This is a genomic window from Paenibacillus chitinolyticus NBRC 15660 (genome assembly GCF_000739915.1).
In the GTDB taxonomy this organism is placed as follows: Bacteria; Bacillota; Bacilli; order Paenibacillales; family NBRC-103111; genus Paenibacillus_F; species Paenibacillus_F chitinolyticus.
The window spans coordinates 243,900-264,802 of sequence record NZ_BBJT01000001.1; the positions used below are offsets into that span (position 1 = coordinate 243,900).

Annotated in this window: 18 protein-coding genes and 1 riboswitch; of the genes, 6 read left to right on the forward strand and 12 right to left on the reverse strand. The window is 53.1% G+C overall.

The window, feature by feature from the left end:
* Window positions 1–29: 29 nt before the first annotated feature.
* From PCH01S_RS01025 to PCH01S_RS01060, 8 genes are all read right to left on the reverse strand, one after another.
* Entirely contained in the window at window positions 30–722 is a 693-nt protein-coding gene (locus tag PCH01S_RS01025; RefSeq protein ID WP_042225953.1) for an ArsR/SmtB family transcription factor, read from the reverse strand.
* A gap of 382 nt (window positions 723–1,104) precedes the next feature.
* Window positions 1,105–1,599 carry a GNAT family N-acetyltransferase gene (locus PCH01S_RS01030; protein ID WP_042225954.1) on the reverse strand — a complete coding sequence of 165 codons (495 nt, stop codon included), beginning with the start codon at window positions 1,597–1,599 and terminating at the stop codon, window positions 1,105–1,107.
* 119 nt (window positions 1,600–1,718) lie between these two features.
* Window positions 1,719–2,822, reverse strand: a complete 1,104-nt coding sequence (locus PCH01S_RS01035) for a GerAB/ArcD/ProY family transporter (RefSeq protein ID WP_042225957.1) — start codon at window positions 2,820–2,822, stop codon at window positions 1,719–1,721.
* A gap of 32 nt (window positions 2,823–2,854) precedes the next feature.
* The gene (locus PCH01S_RS01040) at window positions 2,855–3,046 is read right to left on the reverse strand and encodes a hypothetical protein (protein WP_042225958.1); all 192 of its coding nucleotides are present in this window, start codon (window positions 3,044–3,046) and stop codon (window positions 2,855–2,857) included.
* A gap of 44 nt (window positions 3,047–3,090) precedes the next feature.
* Window positions 3,091–4,239 carry a Ger(x)C family spore germination protein gene (locus tag PCH01S_RS01045; RefSeq protein ID WP_042225959.1) on the reverse strand — a complete coding sequence of 383 codons (1,149 nt, stop codon included), beginning with the start codon at window positions 4,237–4,239 and terminating at the stop codon, window positions 3,091–3,093.
* A gap of 1 nt (window position 4,240) precedes the next feature.
* Entirely contained in the window at window positions 4,241–5,686 is a 1,446-nt protein-coding gene (locus tag PCH01S_RS01050; RefSeq protein ID WP_042225961.1) for a spore germination protein, read from the reverse strand.
* 220 nt (window positions 5,687–5,906) lie between these two features.
* The gene (locus tag PCH01S_RS01055; RefSeq protein ID WP_042225963.1) at window positions 5,907–6,350 is read right to left on the reverse strand and encodes a carboxymuconolactone decarboxylase family protein; all 444 of its coding nucleotides are present in this window, start codon (window positions 6,348–6,350) and stop codon (window positions 5,907–5,909) included.
* 116 nt (window positions 6,351–6,466) lie between these two features.
* Window positions 6,467–7,333 carry an RNA polymerase sigma-70 factor gene (locus tag PCH01S_RS01060; protein ID WP_042225965.1) on the reverse strand — a complete coding sequence of 289 codons (867 nt, stop codon included), beginning with the start codon at window positions 7,331–7,333 and terminating at the stop codon, window positions 6,467–6,469.
* A 241-nt stretch (window positions 7,334–7,574) separates the two neighbouring features.
* Here PCH01S_RS01060 and PCH01S_RS01065 point away from each other — a divergent pair, with 241 nt between their 5' ends.
* Window positions 7,575–9,728 carry a heavy metal translocating P-type ATPase gene (locus tag PCH01S_RS01065; RefSeq protein ID WP_042225968.1) on the forward strand — a complete coding sequence of 718 codons (2,154 nt, stop codon included), beginning with the start codon at window positions 7,575–7,577 and terminating at the stop codon, window positions 9,726–9,728.
* 127 nt (window positions 9,729–9,855) lie between these two features.
* Window positions 9,856–10,221, forward strand: a complete 366-nt coding sequence (locus tag PCH01S_RS01070; protein WP_042225970.1) for an ArsR/SmtB family transcription factor — start codon at window positions 9,856–9,858, stop codon at window positions 10,219–10,221.
* Between the two features lie 13 nt (window positions 10,222–10,234).
* Here the strand turns inward: PCH01S_RS01070 and PCH01S_RS01075 are convergent, their stop codons facing one another.
* Window positions 10,235–11,515, reverse strand: a complete 1,281-nt coding sequence (locus PCH01S_RS01075; RefSeq protein WP_042225972.1) for an ATP-binding protein — start codon at window positions 11,513–11,515, stop codon at window positions 10,235–10,237.
* Window positions 11,516–11,779: 264 nt separating this feature from the next.
* Between PCH01S_RS01075 and PCH01S_RS01080 the strand changes: the two genes are divergently transcribed.
* The 4 genes from PCH01S_RS01080 (at window position 11,780) to PCH01S_RS01095 (ending at window position 17,407) form a co-directional block, all read left to right on the forward strand.
* Complete coding sequence (locus PCH01S_RS01080; RefSeq protein ID WP_042225974.1) at window positions 11,780–12,565, forward strand: arylamine N-acetyltransferase family protein; 786 nt, start codon at window positions 11,780–11,782, stop codon at window positions 12,563–12,565.
* Window positions 12,566–12,615: 50 nt separating this feature from the next.
* Window positions 12,616–12,809: riboswitch (cobalamin riboswitch) on the forward strand.
* 184 nt (window positions 12,810–12,993) lie between these two features.
* Window positions 12,994–15,291 carry a 5-methyltetrahydropteroyltriglutamate--homocysteine S-methyltransferase gene (metE, locus tag PCH01S_RS01085; protein ID WP_042225977.1) on the forward strand — a complete coding sequence of 766 codons (2,298 nt, stop codon included), beginning with the start codon at window positions 12,994–12,996 and terminating at the stop codon, window positions 15,289–15,291.
* Window positions 15,292–15,509: 218 nt separating this feature from the next.
* The gene (locus PCH01S_RS01090; RefSeq protein WP_009673767.1) at window positions 15,510–15,752 is read left to right on the forward strand and encodes a YolD-like family protein; all 243 of its coding nucleotides are present in this window, start codon (window positions 15,510–15,512) and stop codon (window positions 15,750–15,752) included.
* 107 nt (window positions 15,753–15,859) lie between these two features.
* Window positions 15,860–17,407 (forward strand): FAD-dependent oxidoreductase, encoded by a 1,548-nt coding sequence (locus PCH01S_RS01095; protein WP_042225979.1) that lies wholly within the window; start codon window positions 15,860–15,862, stop codon window positions 17,405–17,407.
* Window positions 17,408–17,497: 90 nt separating this feature from the next.
* Here the strand turns inward: PCH01S_RS01095 and PCH01S_RS01100 are convergent, their stop codons facing one another.
* From PCH01S_RS01100 to PCH01S_RS01110, 3 genes are all read right to left on the reverse strand, one after another.
* Complete coding sequence (locus PCH01S_RS01100; protein WP_042225983.1) at window positions 17,498–18,718, reverse strand: GNAT family N-acetyltransferase; 1,221 nt, start codon at window positions 18,716–18,718, stop codon at window positions 17,498–17,500.
* 139 nt (window positions 18,719–18,857) lie between these two features.
* Window positions 18,858–19,115, reverse strand: a complete 258-nt coding sequence (locus tag PCH01S_RS01105) for a hypothetical protein (protein ID WP_042225985.1) — start codon at window positions 19,113–19,115, stop codon at window positions 18,858–18,860.
* Window positions 19,116–19,323: 208 nt separating this feature from the next.
* Window positions 19,324–20,898 carry an FAD-dependent oxidoreductase gene (locus PCH01S_RS01110; protein WP_042225987.1) on the reverse strand — a complete coding sequence of 525 codons (1,575 nt, stop codon included), beginning with the start codon at window positions 20,896–20,898 and terminating at the stop codon, window positions 19,324–19,326.
* Between the last annotated feature and the right edge of the window lie 5 nt (window positions 20,899–20,903).

Here is a 20,903-nt window from a genome sequence, read left to right on the forward strand (position 1 = left end):
GAATTGTTCATGTAAACCTTGGCGCGTTTTCACAGCAGGTTCAGGTCTACCCCTAAATGCCTCAGCCCGTCACGTCCTGTGTCCGTGATCCGGACGGCCCGCCCGCCGGGGATCCGCTCGATCCATTCCCGCCGGAACAACTGCTCCGTCAAGGCGGCGCCAAGGCTTCCGGCGATGTGGTACCTGCGTTCGCTCCAGTCCAGGCAGCATTTGGCGAATTGTCTCCGGCTTCTGCGGAGCTCCGCGCAGTTTATACCAAAGGCCCGGAGAAAGATTTCGCCTTTCTCCGTAACCGTAAAGTCGCGGCCGGACTGGCCGATGATGCCCGTCTCAAGCAGGCGGTCCGCCAGCGCGACCCCCGCTTCTCCCGCGAGATGGTCGTAGCAGGTGCGGGCGAAGCGCAGATGATTGAGCCGGTCGTACTCCCGCAGCGACTTGACCGGCTTTGGCCGCGCCAGTGTATTCAGCGCTTCAAGCGCATCGGCGACCTCTGGGCCCGCAAGCTTGTAGTACCGGTGGCGCCCCGAGAGCTCGACCGTGAGCAGGCCGCCTTCCACCAGCTTGGCCAGGTGCGAGCTGGCCGTCTGGGGAGTGATGCGGGCGGCTCCGGCCAGTTCGCTGGCCGGCATGCATTTGCCGCTCAGAAGCTCCAGCAGCATGTGCATCCTCGACGGTTCTCCGATTAAGCCTGCCAAGGTTATCGTATCGGGTGAAGCTTTCATGTTCGCATCCCTCCAATGCAGTTGCATAACCTACTTCTACAATAGCACATCCACTATTCGATCTGGATCGAAATTTAACCATGCCGCGCAATAGGGTTTGAAATCTCACGGATAGACGGTGCAGGTAAAAAGAAAAAAGAGCCTAGAGGGGCTCCTTTGATAATTAACCTTATTAAATAATTCTCATAGTTAACGAGATTAATTAATAGTATAGTTAATGGGGTTAATTAACTTTTGCAATTAACGGGGTTAACGATAATCGATTAGACTCTCAAAATTTCTTTCACTGGAACCATCCGGGATTTCATGAGCAGGCCGCTCCACGCCACCGTTGTTATTTTAAAAACCTGGCACAGCCGCCGCATGCCGCATCTGTCCCGAATTATAGCGGCAGGGTAAGAATGTGCTGAGGACCCAGCGGGCCAACCTTGGTCCGACCGTGATCCTCGAACCCGCATTTTAAATACAAATTTCGCGCCGGAATATTTTTCATATTGACCCCGAGTCCAACAATCCGGGCCAAAGGAAAATGTTTTCTCACAAAATCGGGGAGAAGGAGCAGTCCCTGCTTGGCGTAGCTTTTTCCCTGTTCCGCATGGTTAACCGAAAAAGCTCTAAGTACGATAGTGTGCGGGTCGTCCGAATACAGGGCGATTTCTTCACCGTCGTACAAGACAAAAAAACCGACCGGTTTGGAATCGGCCAAAATAACAACCGGATAGCGATGGGCATCTTGTGCCGCCGTCTTCAGCACTTCATGAGGCAGGGCGCTGAACTGCAGCTGCTCGTCCGGCAAATAATAAGAACGAAGCCCGTCTTCGTACTCATTTTGGTAAAAATTCAAGAGAATGGTTGATTTGTCCGCAGATGTTGACATGGTATCCTCCAGGTTACATTGGGAATAAGCGCTAGAACCGAAGGCAGCGCTCTTACAGAATATCACAGCGCAAAGTGATTTTGTATGGAGTGGTTAGTTGAATGGAGAAATACATCTCCTTATTTACTGGTTTGTAAAAAGTTTTTGCCAAATTTAATTCTCACATAAGCAATAACCGCGTAAAAAACGGGCAGAGCATCCACGAACACAAAAAATGTGACGACGGAAAGGGAGTTCATGTCAAACAAAAAGAGGGTAGTGTCCCGGGAAAATTGAAGCGCCACGACAACTGCGGTCCCGCACAGGAGAGGAAGGATCGCTTTTCTCGTCTTAAATTTAAACAGCTCTGCCGCGCATTTGGTCCCTACATACAGGATAAACGAATCATGAACGAACATGGATGTCGTCCACAAGCCGATCAGGAGGGGATCCGCATTGCCGAGTAATCCGCTTAACGTTGAACTTCGGATCAATTCGAGCAGGGGATACTGAATACGGCTCCCGAAGTAAGGGCCGAAAGTAAACAAAGTCAGCATCCATTGCATAAAGACGGCAAACGTCACGAGCAGACTGGCCGAAAGCAGGTTGCGAAGCGTTTTGGCGCCGAATTTCAGATGGGGTACCATAAATAAAAAAACGAACCATTCGCCAAACCAGGATACGGCGGTTAAGGTATCCCGAAAGGCTAAGCCCATTTTGTGATGGGTCCATAAGGCGGGGAACATTTGAAAATCGGCATTCTTCGAAAACAAGCCCATAATGATGGCGATCCCGATCATCGTAATGAGGAAAAGCCCATCTGCTATATAGACAATCGAGACAAATCCCCAGCGCGCCGTAATCACGATAACCAGCCCGATGATAAGCTGCAGAAACCATTGAGGCGTTTCTCTCATATAAGTCGATCCGTAGAACAGCGTAAAGCTTTCGATATCAACCGAAACGTAATAGACGCACCAGTACAGAACAAGGAACAAAAACAAGCGGTGCGGCCATTTTCCGATAATTTGTTCACCGAACTGAACCCAAGGCACGTCCGGGTTTAAGCGACCGACATAGACCGTGCAGCAGAGTAATAAAATACTGACCAGCCCCCCCAGAAACAAAGAGATCCAGCCTTGATAGCCGGAGGTTGTTATCAGAGGAGAAATAAGAAAAGCGATCGGCTGAGAAATCATGTAAATCATTGCGAACCGGAACGTCTGCCAGGACGTCGAGCGCATGGGATCACCTCTTTCAATCAGAAATAAGAAGGTTACTCCAGCCAGCCAAGCAGCAGATGCGTGAGCTGGTTGGGCTGGGGCCACCACGTAAAGGCGGAGGCCAGAACGCTCCAACAGCCCAGCACCGAGAAAAGCACCCAGAATTTGACGGCTTCGCCGGGAGGTTTGGGGTTGGTTCTAATCCATTCCAGCAAGCCGAGAGCGAAGAAAGCGAGAGCAATCATAGCGGATTTTCCTTTCCGTAGAATGACGGACACGATTGGAATCGTTAAGATAAGATTCCGACCTGTTTCACATTTATCTCGACTTTAAATTCGATATCGAGGTCGTTCTTATAATAATCGGTCCAGTTGTCCCGTTTTTCCTCCCAAAACTTGGGGTACTTCCAGTCAAGCAGCATGCCCAACTGCAGGACATCCGACTTTGCTTTCTGAGTTTTGCTGAATGCGCTTTTTAACTGTTTTTCGATTTTTTCACGCAGTTTCTGTTCAAGGATAGCGTTCATTTCTTTCTCGTCGCGGTTCATGATATCCCTTTTGTGGATCAAATCTCCGTCGCCTTTAAGGCTCAGCGTAAACCGGGGACCCTCCGGTCCCATCCGCACTGATTTTTTGCTCATCAATTGATTAAAAAGGATATCCGCCCTACTTTGGCCGTCGTCCCAGGATAGGGTGTATACCTGCCTGCCCGATCTGCCCAAAGCCCAGGCTATGGCTCTGCCTTCCGCACTCGGAAGTACCCCCGTGAGCTTGTCGTCGTAATATAAGGCTACTCCTTGAATGCCCGCCCATGGCTTGATCTCTCCGTTCTCACTGGGCATTTTCATCACACCCATCGTCAAGTAATTGGTTGCGACCCCCTGACCGGAAGCTTCCGCTATCAAGCACTGCTTCGCGCTCGTATCTAGCATCGCTCTTTGCTGGGCCATTTTGAGCATCACTTCCGCCGGCATCCGTTCGTAAACGGGCGTAAGTTCCGCTACCTCTTTTGCCTTGCCAGGGGCGGTACTCACAATTGTGCTGATATGAAAAGTAGGTTCTCTTTGCATCCAGTCCAGCATATCTTTGATCCCGTTCTCCGCATATTGTCTGCCGACAGTAACGATCCGGGTGTGTCCGAAGTGAATCTTCCGGGTCAGATCTCTTTGGATGAGCATGAGGGCTTGCTGAATCGAAGTGCCCTGTTTGCTAATCACGGCGTACGGTTGTCCGTGGGAAGTGCCGCTGCCGGCTTGTTGACCGGACAAAAGGCGGTTCGGCAGCGGGCTGCTGATTGTAACTTCTACCTTATCGGGAGTGTCCCCTTGATCGATGTACAGAGCAAAAACAAACGTTTGTTCGTCTATTTCGACCTTCGACCAGCAGCCTGTCATCAGCAGAAGCGGCAGCAGGGCAATGAAAAGTCTTATCCGTCTCATGTTATTTCTGCCTCCTGAAGTTCCGGTCGATGTATGCTTTGGAACGCTTTTTCATAAGAGACGAGGGCACGCGCATAAAAATGTCTTTCCAGTCCCGGAGAACGAGCGGCGCCAGCGGGCTCAGGTAAGGAGCGCCGAACGATCTCTGGCTCGTAAGATGCCCGTACACAATAAAGCTGGCGATGAAAACACCGATCAGACCTGTCGTACCGCCAATCAGCAGGAGCGGGAAACGCAGCAGACGTAAAGCCAGTCCCAGCTCGAAATGGGGAATGATGTAGGACGCGATCCCCGTGATGGATACGACGATGACCATAGGAGCGGATACGATCCCCGCTTGTACAGCCGCCTGTCCGATCACGATGGCGCCGATGATGGAGATCGTCTGGCCGACCGGCTTCGGAATGCGCGTCCCGGCCTCGCGCAGCCCTTCGAAGGTCAGCTCCATAACAAGAGCCTCCGTCAGTGCGGAGAAGGGAATATTCTCGCGGGCCGCCGAAATCGTAAGCAGCAGATCCGACGGGATGATTTCGGGCTGAAACGTAGTGATCGCTATGTATAACGAAGGCAGGAGCATCGAAATCAAGGCAAAGAAGATCCGCACCAGCCGTATCCAGCTTGCCGATAAATAGCTCTGGTAGTAATCCTCGGAAGACTGGAGCAGGGATAAGAGCGTCACGGGTACGAGAAGCGCCGACGGTGTCCCGTCCTGTATGAGACCGACACGGCCTTCCAGCAAGGAAGCGGCGACGGAGTCCGGCCGTTCCGTATATTGGAATTGAGGGAAGGGCGTTTTGTTTCCTTTCTTCATCTGCTCCGAAAGGTAGCTGATTCCGAGTACCCCGTCGATGGAAATTTCTCGGATTCCCTTATCGAGATCTTTTAAAATTTCCGGCTTGCAGAGTCCTTCGATATAAATCATATAGACAGTCGTCTGCGTGTACGTGCCCACGGTATATTTAACGGTTTTCAAATCCGGGTGCTTGATTTTGTGCCGGAGCAGGGACAAGTTACTGACGATATCTTCGATAAAAGCCTCTTGGGGCCCGATAACGACAAGCTCGTTCTGAGACTCGGAAACCGCCCTTTTTTGATACTTGACGACATCGAACACATAAGCGCAGCCCAGTCCTTCGATGCAGAGCGCCGCTTTTCCGTGCACGATTTCCCGGACGGCATCCTGGGAGGCATAAACCAGCTTCGCGGGAAGCGGGAACAAAGTCCCTTCGTCCAGCAGCTGAAGGAATTCCTCCCAATCATGGTCACCCTGAGCTTCGGCAATGAGAGCGGAAGCGACCTTCTCTTGAAGTGTCTTCACATCGACGATCGATTGGATATAAATGAGCACGCAGGAGCGTTCGTATAGTAGAAAAGGCTGATAAACCGTATCTTCACTTCCAGCGAGAATTTGTTGTATATTTTCGTACATCAGACCTTTCATTTCCACGCGTACCCCTCCTTTTTATCCGTCCGGCATCCTTCTTCTTTAGAATGCGGAAATATCTGCAAGTTATGCAGGAAAGCCGGACATGCTTAAGAAAGGGGATGCTGACAAAAGATTTGGATAACCTGCTGCTCAGACGCCAGCGCAAAGCAAAAACTCCCTTGCTATAGACAAGGGAGTCTGGTTTGCCGCCTTCAAGGAAGGCCGGGAAAGGTGCTGGGGATCAGTCCGCGTCCGGCATCTTCCTGGCCGATACGGCCAGCCGGTTCCAGGCGTTTATGACGACGATGGCCATAATAATCTCGGAAGTCTGAACTTCGTCGAAATAAAGGCGGACTTCGTCGTATACGTCGTCCGGGACATGGGTTTCGGCAACGAGCGTAACGGCTTCCGTCAATGCGAGCACCGCGCGTTCTTCCGGCGAGAAGAAGGGTGTTTCGCGCCAGGCGTTTAAGGCGTAGATGCGCTGCTCGGTTTCCCCGTGTTTACGCGCGTCTTTCGTGTGCATGTCGATGCAGAAGGCACAGCCATTTATCTGGGATGCGCGTATTTTGATCAATTCTTTCAGTGATTTGTCCAGGCTTGTGGAACCCAAGTACTGCTCGAGCCCCACCATGGCGGCATAACCTTTCGGAATCAGCTGATCCATTTGAAGACGGGTTTTCATCGTATATTCCTCCTCCTATTTGCATTCAGATCTATAACAGATCAGGAGGCCGTTTCGTGACAGAAAAAAGGAAGGAAGCAAAAAAAAGTTTATCGCCTCCTTCCCCAGGGGTAACTCTATAGACGGATTCCGTGCAGCTTGTCCGGATTGCTGACGATGAACATGCGGTCTACCCGACTCTGTTCCTGGTCCCACGTCATGCTGACCGCAAGAACCGGACGCTCGTCGCGGACGAGGACGAAGCCCTGCTCGCCGTTGATCCGGGCGGGGAGCAGGGAGCCGCTGAAATAACCGCGCGGCCATATCCCTTCGAACAGCGCCCGGATCCGTTGAGAGCCGTAAATGGGACGCAGCGCGCAGCGGACTTTGCCGCCGCCGTCCGTAACCAGAACGGCGTCCGCCGTCATCTGTGCGATAAAGTCTGCGAAATCGCCAGTTTTGGCCGCGTCGAGGAACAGTTTCACGAATTGTTCCTCCACTTCGCTTTTTTGAAGGGGCTTGGCCTCCTTCCGGAGAAGCTTCCCTTTGACGCGGCTATAAATCTTGCGGCAGTTCTCCTCGGATTTCTGGAGGGTATCTCCAATCTCACGGTAACTGTATTCGAGTGCTTCGCGCAGGATGAACACCGCACGCTCAACCGGATTAAGCCGCTCCATCATGACGAGCAGCGCGTAGGAGACGGTTTCCTCCTCAACTATCCGTTCGGCGGGGTCAAGACCCGGCTGAACGGATACTGGCTCTGGAAGCCATTCGCCGGTATAGATTTCTCTGCGGCTTCGCGCGGATTGGAGAAAGTTGATACAGCGGTTGGTTACCGCTTTACATAAATAAGCTTTCATATTCCCGATACGGACCAGATCCTGCTGCTGGATTTCCAGATAAACATCCTGGATGATATCTTCGGCATCGTTTAGAGTTCCGAGCATCCGGTAAGCGATGGAATAAAGAAGAGAATGGTACTGCTTGTACAAGGCTTCCGTCATGGAACATAACCCTCCGTTTTCCTCAGAACCTGTTCTGTTCTTTTCTTATCCTACCATCTCTGTGGATTTCAGTCTCTACGTAAGACATGACCGCAGCAATCGATATACGGGCTCGGCAGCTTTTTTTATCCCACGAACTTCCAGCATCTTGACATTACGTTTCCAAAAATTTATTATATGAACATATACTCATATTTTGCATACTTTATAAAAAACGCTTGTTTGGAAGGAAGGAATGGAGATGGAGGAGCACCGCGTAAAAGGTTTATCCTGCGGCAACTGTACACGTGAGATGGAAGAACAGATTCAGAAGCTGGAACACGGGGCGGATGCCAGACTCAGTTATAACAGCGGCAAGCTGACTGTGGACAGCCGTATATCCATGCCTGCCGTTGAGAAAATCCTGGGCAGTGACGGGGCTTATCTCGTCAAATCCCAGCCTGCGGGCGGACATACGCACGAGGGGCACAGCCATCACGGCCACTCTCACGATCACGGTCACGATCATGGACACGATCATGATCACGGAGGGCAATCCAACCGGGCGATTACCCGGAATCTTGTCATTTCGGCTGTGCTTTTCGCGATTGCATTTTTCACGGACGGACGGGTGCCGGCCTATGTATCCATCCCGTTGTATCTGATCATTATGGCACTGAGCGGCTACATGACGTTCATCAAAGGCGCCAAAAACTTGTTCCGCCTGAAATTCAATATCGATACGCTGATGACCATCGCGCTCGTGGGAGCTATCGTGATCGGCGAGTGGAAAGAGGCGACGCTTGTCGCCATCCTGTTCGGACTGAACGAACTGCTGGAAGGAATGGGCATGGAGAAAGCGCGCCGTTCCATGGAAACGCTGCTTCAAGTAGCTCCCAAAGAAGCGGTGCTGCTGACGGACGGCCAAGAAACGGTCGTCCCGATCGCGTCCCTCAAGATCGGAGATCTCGTTCAAGTTCGCTCCGGGCAGAAAATTCCTTCCGACGGCATCGTGGAAGAAGGCAAAAGCTCGGTCAACGAAGCCGCGATAACCGGGGAATCTCTGCCGGTGGAAAAAGCGCCCGGCGAGAAAGTTTTCGGCGGCAGCATCAACAACGAAGGCCTGCTTAAAATCCGCATCGAAAAGGCGTATCAGGATTCGTCCTTGGCGAAAATCCTTCATCTGGTCGAGGAAGCCCAGGAGACGAAAACGCCGACGGAGCTGTTCATCAACCGCTTCGCCAAGTATTACACGCCGCTCATCATGATCATCTCGCTGCTCGTCATCGTCATCCCTCCGCTTTTCCTGGGCGGAAGCTGGTCGACATGGCTTTATCAGGGGCTGGCCGTTCTGATCGTCGGGTGTCCGTGCGCCCTGATTTTGTCCTCGCCGATCGCCATCGTATCCGGCATTACACGCAATGCCCGGCACGGCATTCTGATCAAAGGCGGCGTGTTCCTGGAGCAGCTGGGCAAAATCGATACGCTCGCGTTCGACAAAACCGGCACACTGACCAAAGGGGAGCCCCACGTGGAGAAGTCCGTGGTGCTGGATGAGCGCAAGTTTTACCCCGCCGCGGCGGCTATCGAGAAATCTTCCTCGCATCCTCTCGCCAAAGCGATCATGAAGGAGATCGAGGCTAAGGGCATCCGGGCCGAAGAAGCCGACTCCATCGAGACGGTATCCGGTAGAGGAGTCGTGGCGAGCTTCAAGGGAGAGCGGTACTGGCTCGGCAACGAGAAAAGCATGGAACATCTGCGGATACCGGCGGATATCCAGGAACAAATCGACTCGCTGAAGGAAGAAGGACTTACTTTAGTTATAGTCGCCGATCAAGAAAAAGTGCTTGGCATGTTCGGAATATCCGACGAGATCCGGGAGGAAAGCCGCGAAGTGATCGCCGCTCTGCATAAAGCGGGCATTCATAAAACGGTTATGCTGACCGGAGACCACCGGAAAACCGCCGAGAAAGTCGCCAAAGCTGTCGGTGTAAGCGAATATTACGGCAATCTTCTCCCCGAACAGAAGGTCGACAAAATCAAGGAGCTCGCCGCCGAGGGTACGGTTGCCATGATCGGAGACGGCATCAACGACGCTCCGGCACTCGCTTCCGCCCAGCTTGGCATTGCGATGGGCAAAGGAACCGACAGCGCGGTGGAAACCGCCGACATCGTGCTGATGCAGGATCACCTCGGCAAGCTGCCCGAAGCTATCTCCGTTGCGCGGCAGGTGAACCGGGTGATCAAGATAAACATCAGCCTGGCGCTCGGATTGAAAGCCATCGCGCTGCTGCTGACGATTCCCGGTCTGCTGACCTTGTGGATCGCCATATTGTCGGACATGGGAGCCACCATTTTCGTCACGCTGATCAGCTTGACCGTTCTTATCGAGAAGAAGCCATCTTCTTTATCTTAATCAATCGAAAAAAGTGCTCCGCACCGGGTGCGGGGCACTTTCTTCATGCGCAGCGGAGAAGGGACTCCCTTAACCGTAATGTTTTTGATATAATAAGCCGTATGGAAACGAAGGCGGTGAATGTAGCTTGCAAAAACCAATCGAAGACCTCTGCGACGAAACCTGTGCGGGGACGGAAACGGACGGGACTGCTCTGGAGCATGCGAAGATGGACGAATCGATGGCCGTCAACCTGGCGGAGATGTTCAAAGCTCTCGGAGATCCTACGCGCGTCAAAATCATTTATGCGCTTTCCCAGCAGGAATTGTGCGTCCACGATCTGAGTGTCGTGCTTGAAATGGGACAATCCGCCGTCTCCCATCAGCTTCGGTATTTACGGAATGTCCGGATCGTTAAGCGGCGCAAAAGCGGCAAAACCGTCTTTTACTCACTAGACGACGATCACGTGAAAGAAATTTTCCGCCAAACCCTCCAGCATCTTGCGCACGTATAAAAAAACAGAGTATCTATTCTTCAAGAATAGATACTCTGTTTTTTGTCGTCAGGGGGAAGGTAATCATGACCTCCGATCCGGTGCCAACTTCGCTGGAGAACCGCATCTTGCCGCGCATCGCATCGATCAGGCGGGTCGTGACCATCAGGCCGAGCCCGGTTCCCTTGCTTTTCGTCGTATAGAAGGGAGCCCCCAGTCTTTCGATTTCTTCCTTGGTCATACCGCTGCCGTTATCGGTGATAGTAATGATGGCTTTGTGTTTCCGGACATAACCGCGTATGCGGATCAGACCGTCCGTTTGGGTCGATTCGATTCCGTTTTTGATCAGATTGACGAACGCCTGCTTGAGCTTGGAAGAGTCTCCCGCGATAAAAATATGGTCCTCGCAGGAAAGCTCGATTACGGCTCCCGACATGCTGGCATAAGGTTCAAGCATCGTCACGGCCTGCTGAAGCGAATCGCCGAGATTGATGAGGCCCGTTTCCGTCAATTCGGGTTTGGCGAAGAGCAGAAACTCCGAGATAATCTTCTCGGCCTGATCGAGTTCTCCGATGGCGATGCTTAAATAACGGCCGAGCTTCTCGTCGGCTTCCTTCTGGGAAATCTGCAGATACCCGCGCGTAACTTGGAGCGGATTCCGGATCTCGTGAGCGACACTGGCCGCCAGATCGCTGAGATGCTGCAGCTTCTCGGCTTTCTGGATTTCGATACTCATCTGGTCATGCCGGAGCATGTGCTGAAACCATAGGATGAGCAGCACCGGCAGCAGAAGCTGTGCGGTCACGAGAAGACTTACTTGCGGCAGCAGATCCTTCCATACAAAACCGTGATGCGTGACGATATAAGACAGCCAGATAAGCAGCGCGGCAGTGCCCATGCTTGTGTATATGAGCGACAGGGCGATTTTTTTGCGCGAAGGATACTGATAGAATTCACGGGCCCTGAACAGGACGGGCAGAAAACCTGCCGCATAGAGGATAACGTCCGAAACTCCGAAAGACGGGAACATAATCCCATGAAAGATCAGCATCATCCCGAGCGCCGTAAACCCTCCGTAATACCCTCCGTATATAAAAGCGAGCAGAAGAGGTACGCCTCTCAGATCCCAATAAAAATCAGGAACGAGATACATGACCGGATAGCTTATGCTGAAAAGGCCGGAAAACCCCATCAGGATTCCCATCAGAAAACGGTTTCGTTTTTTTTCTCTTTTGTAAAAACGCGTGAGCATAAAAATCTGGTAAATATGAGGAGGAAATGTCATGATGAATAAATGAACAAGGATATCTTTCACGGGCCGCACTCTCTTTCTAAAAGAAAAAAGAACTCAGATTCCTATTATGGAGTTCTCTGGCAGATAATGCAATAAATAATGATGCCAATTGAGCGGAAACTTATCAAAAGCTGGTGAACATGGAGGAATATTTCACCAAGTTGTTGAAATCTTTAAGGATAAGCCGGAGGTGGTGAGATTGAAAATTCTCGTCAGCCAGCCTATGCTTGAGCGGAATCCGGAACAACTAATCGCCTGTGAACCTGCCGCAAAGGAGCGTGTCCTGTGAGGACGGATAGAGAAGATTTGAAACCTGAAGTGGAAGCTTATCTCAACCGAATCGGTTACGAAGGACCGTTGGATGGCAGTTATGAAGCGCTGGCTTTGCTGCAGGAGCAGCATCTGCATACCGTTCCGTATGAAAATCTGGACATCCTGAACGGGGTTCCGCTGTCTCTGGACATAAAGCGTCTGCGCCATAAAATCGTCGAGCGGCGGCGGGGCGGCTACTGCTTCGAGCTGAACGCCCTGTTCGGGTGGCTGCTGCGCCAGCTCGGCTATCCCGTGACCGACTATGTCGCCCGGTTCTGGAGAGACGAGACGGAGCTGCCGCCAAAGCGCCGCCATCATGTGCTGAAAGTGGAAGCGGAAGGAGTCAGCTACTTATGCGACGTGGGTGTCGGGGGCATCGTGCCCCGTAGACCGGTCCGTCTTGCCGAGAAGCTGGAACAGCCGCAGGGCGAGGAGCTTTACGCCATGGAGCGGGACCCCTTATTCGGCTGGGTGCTCAGCGAGAAGCATCACGGCAGTTGGAGGCGCATTTACTCGTTTACCGAAGAGCCGCAGCTGCCCAAAGATTTTGTCATGGCCAGCTTCTGGTGCGAGCACAGTCCGGAATCCATTTTCAAGAAGGATGCGATGGTAGCCATTCGGACCCGGGAGGGACGAAATTCGGTCTCCGGTAAGGAGTTTAAGTTGTTCACGCCCGAAGGCGTGCGCACGTTCGTGCCTGAAAACGATGCGGCTTACAAGGAAGCTCTGCTTAAATATTTCGGCATTCCGTCAGAATAAAGCTTGCATAAATATGCCTCGCTGTGTATAGTCATTTCTAAGTTAACCAATTGAATATGTTGGGAATAGGTGCCCAGCCCCTTGGGGGAACTGGAGCTTAAAAGGGAAGTCCGGTGAAAAACCGGCGCGGTCCCGCCACTGTAACAGAGGAGTCAAGGCGAACACGCCACTGGTCTTAGACCGGGAAGGCAGCCGAAGATGATGATTCTGGAGCCAGGAGACCTGCCTGTTCTGACAGCACTGCTTTACCTACGGGAGATAGGGAGGTGTTAAAGTACGGGCCACTGTATATACAAACAGAGGGCGTCTTTATCCTTGTCTGCTTCGGGGATATTGACGTCCTTTTTTTATTTTCTTGTACAAATGAGCAATTAAGCAGGGAACTCATGCAAACATCCAATTCAAGCGACTATCAGGAGGTCAAGATCATGAACGCATTGACAAGCAGCAGTTTGGGATACCCGAGAATCGGAGCGGGACGTGAATGGAAGAAAGCACTGGAATCTTTTTGGGCCGGCAAAATCGGCGAAGAGGAGCTGACGGACAGGCTGGCCGAAGTCCGTTTGGGAAATCTTCGCATTCAGCGGGAGAAGGGCATTGAGCTTATCGCGGTCAACGATTTTTCGGGATACGACCACGTGCTGGATACTTCCGCCATGTTCGGTATCGTACCGGAACGGTTTCAATACGAGGGCGGCGAAGTATCTCCGGGCACCTACTATGCGATGGCGAGAGGCGAAGAGGGGGAGGCCGCATGCGAAATGACGAAATGGTTTAACACCAACTATCATTATATTGTGCCGGAACTCCAGGGCGCCAAGCCGAAGCTGGTCGAGAACAAACCTCTCAAAGCTTACCGCGAAGCCAAAGAAACGCTCGGAATCCAGGGCAAGCCGGTACTGCTCGGACTGTTCACGTTTCTGAAATTGTCCAAGGGATACGCCGAGACGGAAACCGATGCCTGGATCGACCGGCTGCTTCCGCTGTACGGCCAAGTGCTGCGCGAGCTGGAAAAGGAAGGTGCAGAATGGGTGCAGGTAGACGAACCGGTGCTTTCGACAAACGTATCCGCTGAGGACATGAACCGGATCGAAGCGATCTACAAAACGCTGACAGAAGCGGCGCCGGGGTTGAAAATTATGCTCCAGACTTACTTCGAATCCGTGGAACATTACGACAGAGTCGTAAAGCTGCCCGTAAGCGGGATCGGGCTTGATTTCGTACACGGCGGCGAGAAGACGCTGAAGCTTCTGAAGAGCGGAGGATTTCCCGAAGGCAAAATTTTGGGAGCGGGTATCGTGGACGGCCGGAATATTTGGCGCTCCGATCTGAAGGAGAAGCTGGATACGATTCGGGACATTTTGGCCGTGGTTCCCGGAGAGCGGGTGATCGTCCAGACATCTTGCAGCCTTCTGCATGTGCCGGTGTCCGCCGTTCACGAAGATAAGCTCGATCCGGTGCTGAGAGACGCACTTGCCTTCGCCGACGAGAAGCTGGAGGAAATCGTCCTGCTGTCTAAGGCGGCGGTATCCCAAACGGCGGAAACGGCCGAAGCGCTTCAGCGGAACGAAAAAGCGCTTGCCGCCCTCCGGTCTTCCGAAGCTCGCGGCAACAAAGCCGTTCAGGCGGCCGCTTTGCAGCTTCAAAAGGTGCCAGCGGCACGCGGCGAGGGCTTCGGCGAGCGACGGGCCCTTCAGCGCGAGAAGTGGAAGCTGCCGTTTCTCCCGACGACGACGATCGGAAGCTTCCCGCAGACAGCGGAAGTCAGACAGGCGCGGTCCAAATGGAGAAAAGCGGAATGGACGGACGAGCAGTATAAGGGGTTTATCCGCAGCGAGATCGATAAGTGGATCAAGCTTCAGGAGGAGCTGGATCTGGACGTTCTCGTACACGGGGAATTCGAACGGACGGATATGGTGGAATTTTTCGGCGAAAAATTGGACGGCTTCGCTTTCACGCGCAACGGCTGGGTGCAGTCCTACGGCTCGCGCTGCGTGAAACCGCCGGTCATTTACGGCGATGTGGCGTTTACGCAGCCGATGACCGTCGAGGAAACCGTCTACGCGCAGTCTCTCACGACACGTCCCGTCAAAGGGATGCTGACCGGACCGGTTACGATTCTCAACTGGTCATTCGTCCGGGACGATCTATCCAGAGACGTGGTCGCCTACCAGATTTCGCTTGCGCTGGAGAAAGAAGTGCAAGCGCTCGAAGAGGCGGGTATCGAAATGATCCAAATCGACGAGCCCGCTGTCCGTGAAGGCCTTCCTCTTAAGAAAGATGAGCACGGGGCTTATCTCGATTGGGCGGTCAACGCTTTCCGCAGCACAACGGCGAACGTGCGGGCCACGACGCAAATTCATACCCACATGTGCTACTGCGAATTCCACGACATGATCGGGTCTATCCGCGATATGGATGCCGACGTCATATCTATCGAAACTTCCCGCAGCCACGGCGAACTGATCGAAAGCTTCGAACAGCACACGTACGAGAAGGGAATCGGACTCGGTGTCTACGACATTCACAGTCCGAGGGTCCCTTCCGTCGAAGAGATGGTAAGCATGATCGAGCGGGCGCTGCGCGTACTCGACCCGCAGCTCTTCTGGATCAATCCCGATTGCGGACTCAAAACGAGAGGCAGCGAGGAAACCGTAGCGGCTCTGCGCAACATGATTGCGGCCGCCAAACAGTGCCGGGAAACCATGGCCGTATCTCAAGCTTAACCGAGCAGATCAAGGTTGGCTGCAGATGCTTACGGACCGACAAACAAAAGCTATCCGACAATCCGAGCCTTCGTCCGGTGCAAACCGGACAGGGTTTTTTTACATGAGCGCGAGAAGAAAATAGGAACGTGAGTTTCCAAACCGTTGGAAGAAACCCATAAACATGGTAAGATAGAAAGATAAACGGCAGAAGGTAAGACCGTCATTCAGGAGGTATAATGGCAAAGGCAAAAGTAAAACGTCCGACCCGGGATGAGTTCGAGCTGGAAGAACTCGGTAACCGGCTAGTGGAAGCGAAGGACGAGGATTCTTTAATTCTTCTTACGGTATGGGGCTGGGAGGAGCAGGTCTACGGCAGAATTACGGTCATGGATCCCCGGACGAGACTCGTACACGTTCAGGACGGCGAACAGCTGACGAAAGTTCCTTTTATGGACATTATGCAGGTGGATAACGCCTGATTAGCCTTAAAAGCATCCGGAAGGGTGCTTTTTTACTTTGCGCCAACGAATAGAATAAGGCCGCTCTGGAGAAGTTAGGAGAATATTGGTAAAAGGAGCTAATCCACGTGAACGAAACGAACTCGAAACCAGCCGCCGCTTTCCCCCAGTTTCCGGAATCGTACTGGCTGGCTTCCGCCCAAATTCCCGCTTACTCCAGGCTGAACGAAAATATCCGGGTAGACGCAGCTATCGTCGGCGCTGGAATAACCGGTCTGACGACGGCCTACCTGCTGGCTATGAAAGGCTTAAAGGTCGCGGTTCTGAACGCGGGTCGTATTTTACACGGGACGACCGGATATACGACCGCCAAAATTACGGCCCAGCACGATTTGATCTACGATCAGTATATAACCGACTTCGGCGAAGAAAAAGCGCGGCTGTACTACGAGGCGAACCGGGACGCTCTTCAGTTCGTCCGTCATCTGGTCAAGGAGCACCACATTCAATGCCAATTTGAAGAGCAGGATGCCTTCGTGTACACCGATACGGATTCTTCTCTGCACAAAGTGTTCAAAGAATACGAAGCCTACGAGAAATTGCGAATCCCCGGTAGCTATGTGGAAAAAACGGATCTCCCTTTCGAAACGAAAGGGGCGGTCGTGATGAAAAATCAGGCCCAATACAACCCGGTCCCGTTTCTGATTCACCTGGCTGAAGAGATCGTGCGCAAAGGCGGGCGGATTTACGAGGAAACCACCGTAACCGGATACGAGCCGGGGAGTCCGTCCGTTCTCAAGACAAGCGGCGGGTTTACCGTCAGCAGCTCGCATGTCGTATCCGCTTCCCACTTTCCTTTTAACAACCTGCACGGGCTGTATTTCGTGCGTCTCTACGCAGAGCGTTCTTACGTGCTCGCCGTTAAAACGGACAAGCGCTACCTCGGAGGCATGTACATTAGTGCCGATAAGCCGAAGCGCTCCCTGAGATCCGTGCTGATTAACGGCGAGCCGATGGTGATCGTGGGCGGAGAAGGCCACAAGACGGGCCAGGGCATCTGCACGTTCCAGTATTACGAAGCGCTCGAGAAATTCGCGAGGGAAACCTTCGGGGTGAAAGAAATCGCGTACCGCTGGTCGGCACAAGACTTGTACACGCTGGATACGATCCCGTACATCGGCCAGGAGCTGGATGACGTTCCGAACCTGTACGTCGCCACGGGCTATAAGAAGTGGGGAATGAGCACGGGCATTGCCGCCGCCCAATTGAACGCTAAGCTCATTCTCGGGGAAGATAGCCCCTACAGGGACTTGTTCTCGCCCTCCCGGTTTCACGCGAACCCGTCGATTAAAACCTTCGTGAAGGAAAATGCGAATGTCGCCAAAGAGCTTATCTCCGGCAAGCTCGAATTTCCCACGAGAGAAGCGGGCGAACTCCGCGAAGATGAAGGAGCCGTGGTACAGGTCCGGGGGAAAAGAGCGGGCGCCTACCGCGACCGCGAAGGAAGCCTGCACGTGGTCGACACGACCTGTACGCATTTGGGATGCGAAGTGGACTGGAACGAGTCCGAACGGACATGGGATTGTCCCTGTCACGGTTCCCGTTTCGCTTACACGGGTGAAGTCATCGAGGGACCGGCTTTGAAGCCGCTGGCGAAAGTGGAACTAGATGAATAGAAGGCAGAATGCCAAAAAAAAAGCCGCTCCGGCAAGGAGCGGTTTTTTGGCGTGTTTGTTCATAAAAGCTTGCGACGGAAACCGTGACACTTAGAAGTAATCCGAGAAATAAGGCTGCTCATTCGCAATCAGCTTCTCCAGCAGCTGAACCGACTCTCTGTCCGCGTGAAAACGGCGTATCCGCTGCAGGTAAGAAGGCCGCTTGTAGCTCATCAGCATCGTGGTCAGCGTCTGAATATCGAAGGAAGCGGAAGGAGTTCCGCCCCCGTCGGCGAGCCGGCCTTGGCCTTCCTTGTCCACTTTCAAAGTGAACGTTCCCGAATTCCACTCCAGCATAGGATCATGAAGGTTGAAGGTTAACTTGCAATCTTCCCCCTGCGCTTGGAACGGGTACTGCTCAACGAACTGGCTCACATCCACGATCCGCGCCATGAAATAAGGCGCAATCGTTTCTTTGATATCCCCGTCCTCCAAGAGGAAGGACATCGGTTCGTCCTTGTAGGTATGGCCTTTTACATAGGTGACCATGGAGAAATGAGCGCTAATGAAATTCCACAGGCCCGTCCGGGCTTCTTCATCGAGAAAAACCATTTCCTTTATATGAAAAATTTCGCCCGCAATCCAGTACAGCAAAAATCCGGAAGGCTCATGATCCGCATCGTAATAAATGGCCCCGGTCATGTCGTCGAGATCCCAGCGCAAATACTCTTCCCAGGCCAAATTATTCCGCAGCATGGCGGCGTGGTTCTGTAAAGCAAAGCGCTGATATACGGTTTGGATGTCGGGGTGTTCGATCGTCACCCGTTCCACGTTGCCGGGGACCGTTTTCAGCTTCGGCAGCTGCGTGTCTTTGACTTCGAACGAAATTTTATCGGAAATAATTTCCCAGCCTTTGCGGCGGTAGTACGGGATAGAGTAAGGATACAAATACGAGATCGACTGCCTGCGTCCTCGCATGTTCGTAAGAGCCTGCCGCATCAGTTGGTTCATCAGCCCCATATTGGCGTATTCCGGATAAGTGCCGACGCCCGTCAAACCGCCCATATCGTAGATGCGGCCGAAAATATTCACTTGAAACGGGTACACGGCCAGCTGTGAAATCAGCTTGTCTTCATCGAACCAGCCCAGGACATCGGCCTGCTTCAGCACCGGAAGCTTTGCCTGTGCGATTTCGCGGTCTTCCCAGCCGAACGTTTGTAAATCATGGTTCGTCACCTGGAACACATAGCGGAGCAAATGGTTGAACTGTTCTCCGTGCTGGGGTTCCACGTTTTTCATTTTGAGTCTTTCCTGCAGTTTCCGGCGGCTCATGGTCGTACCTCCGTATCGGGCATTCGTTATAGGGAGCACATGAGGGTGCACGGACTCCCAATTGTCAGCTTGCCCTTTTCATACGGGGTGTAATCAGCATCGAAAATGCGGACGCAGAGAAAAAAGAGGCCGTAAATGATTAAAATTCAAGGTAGGAAACGACAACAGAGGCGGCAAAACCGAGTACGGCCGCAATAAAAAAGACGGAGCGGAAAGCGTGCAGGAAAGGTTTTTTATCGGGTTTGGGAGAGAAGTACTCCTCGGCGTCCGGGGGTTGTATGTATCTGTCCTCCGTATGAGTCAGATTAAACCTCGTAAAAATGCCGCTGGTGCATCCCCAGATTAACAGGGAAATAATGGAGCCGATGAATAAATCATCGGAAAGAGAGCCGGCCATTCATTAACCTCCTAAAGGACAATCATTTTTTCCGATTATAGCAAAAAAACGTGAGTTCGGTGCTTTATCTTACCAAAAAAAGCCTTCAGAAGGGTCTGAAGGCTTAACGAATTTTGGCGGACCGACTGATCTCCCGAGGTCTCTCATATAAACGCAAGCGGGAGATCATGCCCGTCCGATCAGGTCGTGGTGGGACCCGCCGGGGGAATTAGACCGGCCGGAGGGCAGGCCATTCCAGCTCAATGCCGGCTTTGGCCAGGTGCGACTGGAATTTGGCCAGTTCGTCAGGATTGCCGCGAAGCTCGCTCGGCGTCATGCCGTTGTCGATGCAGTAGGCGGCGCAGTATCCGGCCGCTTCGCCGATATTCCACTCGACGGGATGAAGCCGGTAGCAGCCGTTCGTGATATGCGTGACGCCGATGTTTTTGCCCGCGGCCAGCAGGTTGCGGACGCGCACCGGAATGAGGCTGCCGAGCGGAATCTGAAACGGCAGGGACGAGACGTCGATGTACGGCCGGTTCTCCGTGCTCGGATGCAGGTCGATGCGGTAGCAGCCGATTCCTACGCTGTCCGCGAACTCTTCGGCCCGTCCGTCGGGTCTGCAGGCGGTGGCGACGTGCTGCTCCAGCACGGTAAACTCCGCTTTGATCCGCCGCGACTCGCGGATGTAAGGATACATCGCCAGGCCGTCCTCCGTGCCGACGACATCTTTGCGCAGACGCAGGCCCGGGTAGCCTGTGCCGCCGTCCGGACGGGGCGCTTCCGTTTGCAGCCAGTACAGGAGAGAGAGCGATAGCTGCTTAGCCTCGTACAGATGCTTCTGCTTCTCTTCTTCGGGGACGTCGATAATGGAACCGAGCCAGTAATCGTTCTGCGGCCAGTTGACGAGCGAAACATTGCTGCGGTAGGTTCCTTCACGGAAATGCCCAATGTCCGCGATCTGCCGGTACCGGAAGAGGGAGAAGTGTTCCGTCCCCGGAAAAATTTCATACTTGACGGGCTCGTTCGTGGCAGGTTTGACACCCATCAGGCTAAGCAGGCGATCCGGCCAGAAATCCGCTTTGTAAGCTTTCCAGAAATCATACATCTCGGGCTTCTCGATGACGTGATTTTCGCCTTCCAGATGATCCACTGCGAAGCAGTATGTGAAACCCTGCATATCGCCGGGCAGAGGACCGCCGACTACCGCGTTCGGTTCCTTGGTTTCCGCATACGACTCCGCGCCGGTCACATACTCCGCTTTCGCGAGCGGCAGCAGATCCCCGCATTCCGTTGCATCCAGGAAGTAGGGGGCCTTCAGGATGGTCAGCGCACCGCTGTCCAGGCTTTTTACCTCAACCGATGTAATCGCGTCGCCGTCCGTTTCCACACTTACCGGAATGTGACGGAGCAGGATGGTCACCTGACCGCTGTGAACATAAGGTGCCAGCATCTGCTGGAGAACGGCCAGTGCCGTTCTCGGTTCATGGCACAGCCGGCTTACGGAGCCGCTGCCCGGATTAAGCTCCGTTATCGCTTTGGCTTCAGGCTTCATCGGGAAATAATCCCGGTAATAATTGCGGACACCTTCGCGGAATTGGCGGTATGTGCGGGTGCAGCCGAATTTTTCGATCCACGGGTGTTCGTCGGGGGGGACCGCTTGACTGGTGAGCTGTCCGCCGATCCACACGGTTTCTTCTGTCAGGATAACGCTTTTACCCGACTCGGCTGACGCAAGTGCTGCGGCGAAACCGCCGGTTCCTCCGCCTATAATAACGACATCAGCTAGTTGAATGGGTGTCATGGGGT

Coding starts and splice junctions, on each gene's coding strand:
- PCH01S_RS01090 (WP_009673767.1), top strand. CDS start 15,510: ATGGCAAAGGCAAAAGTAAAACGTCCGACCCGGGATGAGTTCGAGCTG.
- PCH01S_RS01040 (WP_042225958.1), bottom strand. CDS start 3,046: ATGATTGCTCTCGCTTTCTTCGCTCTCGGCTTGCTGGAATGGATTAGA.
- PCH01S_RS01030 (WP_042225954.1), bottom strand. CDS start 1,599: ATGTCAACATCTGCGGACAAATCAACCATTCTCTTGAATTTTTACCAA.
- metE (WP_042225977.1), top strand. CDS start 12,994: ATGAACGCATTGACAAGCAGCAGTTTGGGATACCCGAGAATCGGAGCG.
- PCH01S_RS01110 (WP_042225987.1), bottom strand. CDS start 20,898: ATGACACCCATTCAACTAGCTGATGTCGTTATTATAGGCGGAGGAACC.
- PCH01S_RS01035 (WP_042225957.1), bottom strand. CDS start 2,822: ATGCGCTCGACGTCCTGGCAGACGTTCCGGTTCGCAATGATTTACATG.
- PCH01S_RS01105 (WP_042225985.1), bottom strand. CDS start 19,115: ATGGCCGGCTCTCTTTCCGATGATTTATTCATCGGCTCCATTATTTCC.
- PCH01S_RS01045 (WP_042225959.1), bottom strand. CDS start 4,239: ATGAGACGGATAAGACTTTTCATTGCCCTGCTGCCGCTTCTGCTGATG.
- PCH01S_RS01100 (WP_042225983.1), bottom strand. CDS start 18,718: ATGAGCCGCCGGAAACTGCAGGAAAGACTCAAAATGAAAAACGTGGAA.
- PCH01S_RS01055 (WP_042225963.1), bottom strand. CDS start 6,350: ATGAAAACCCGTCTTCAAATGGATCAGCTGATTCCGAAAGGTTATGCC.
- PCH01S_RS01065 (WP_042225968.1), top strand. CDS start 7,575: ATGGAGGAGCACCGCGTAAAAGGTTTATCCTGCGGCAACTGTACACGT.
- PCH01S_RS01060 (WP_042225965.1), bottom strand. CDS start 7,333: ATGACGGAAGCCTTGTACAAGCAGTACCATTCTCTTCTTTATTCCATC.
- PCH01S_RS01025 (WP_042225953.1), bottom strand. CDS start 722: ATGAAAGCTTCACCCGATACGATAACCTTGGCAGGCTTAATCGGAGAA.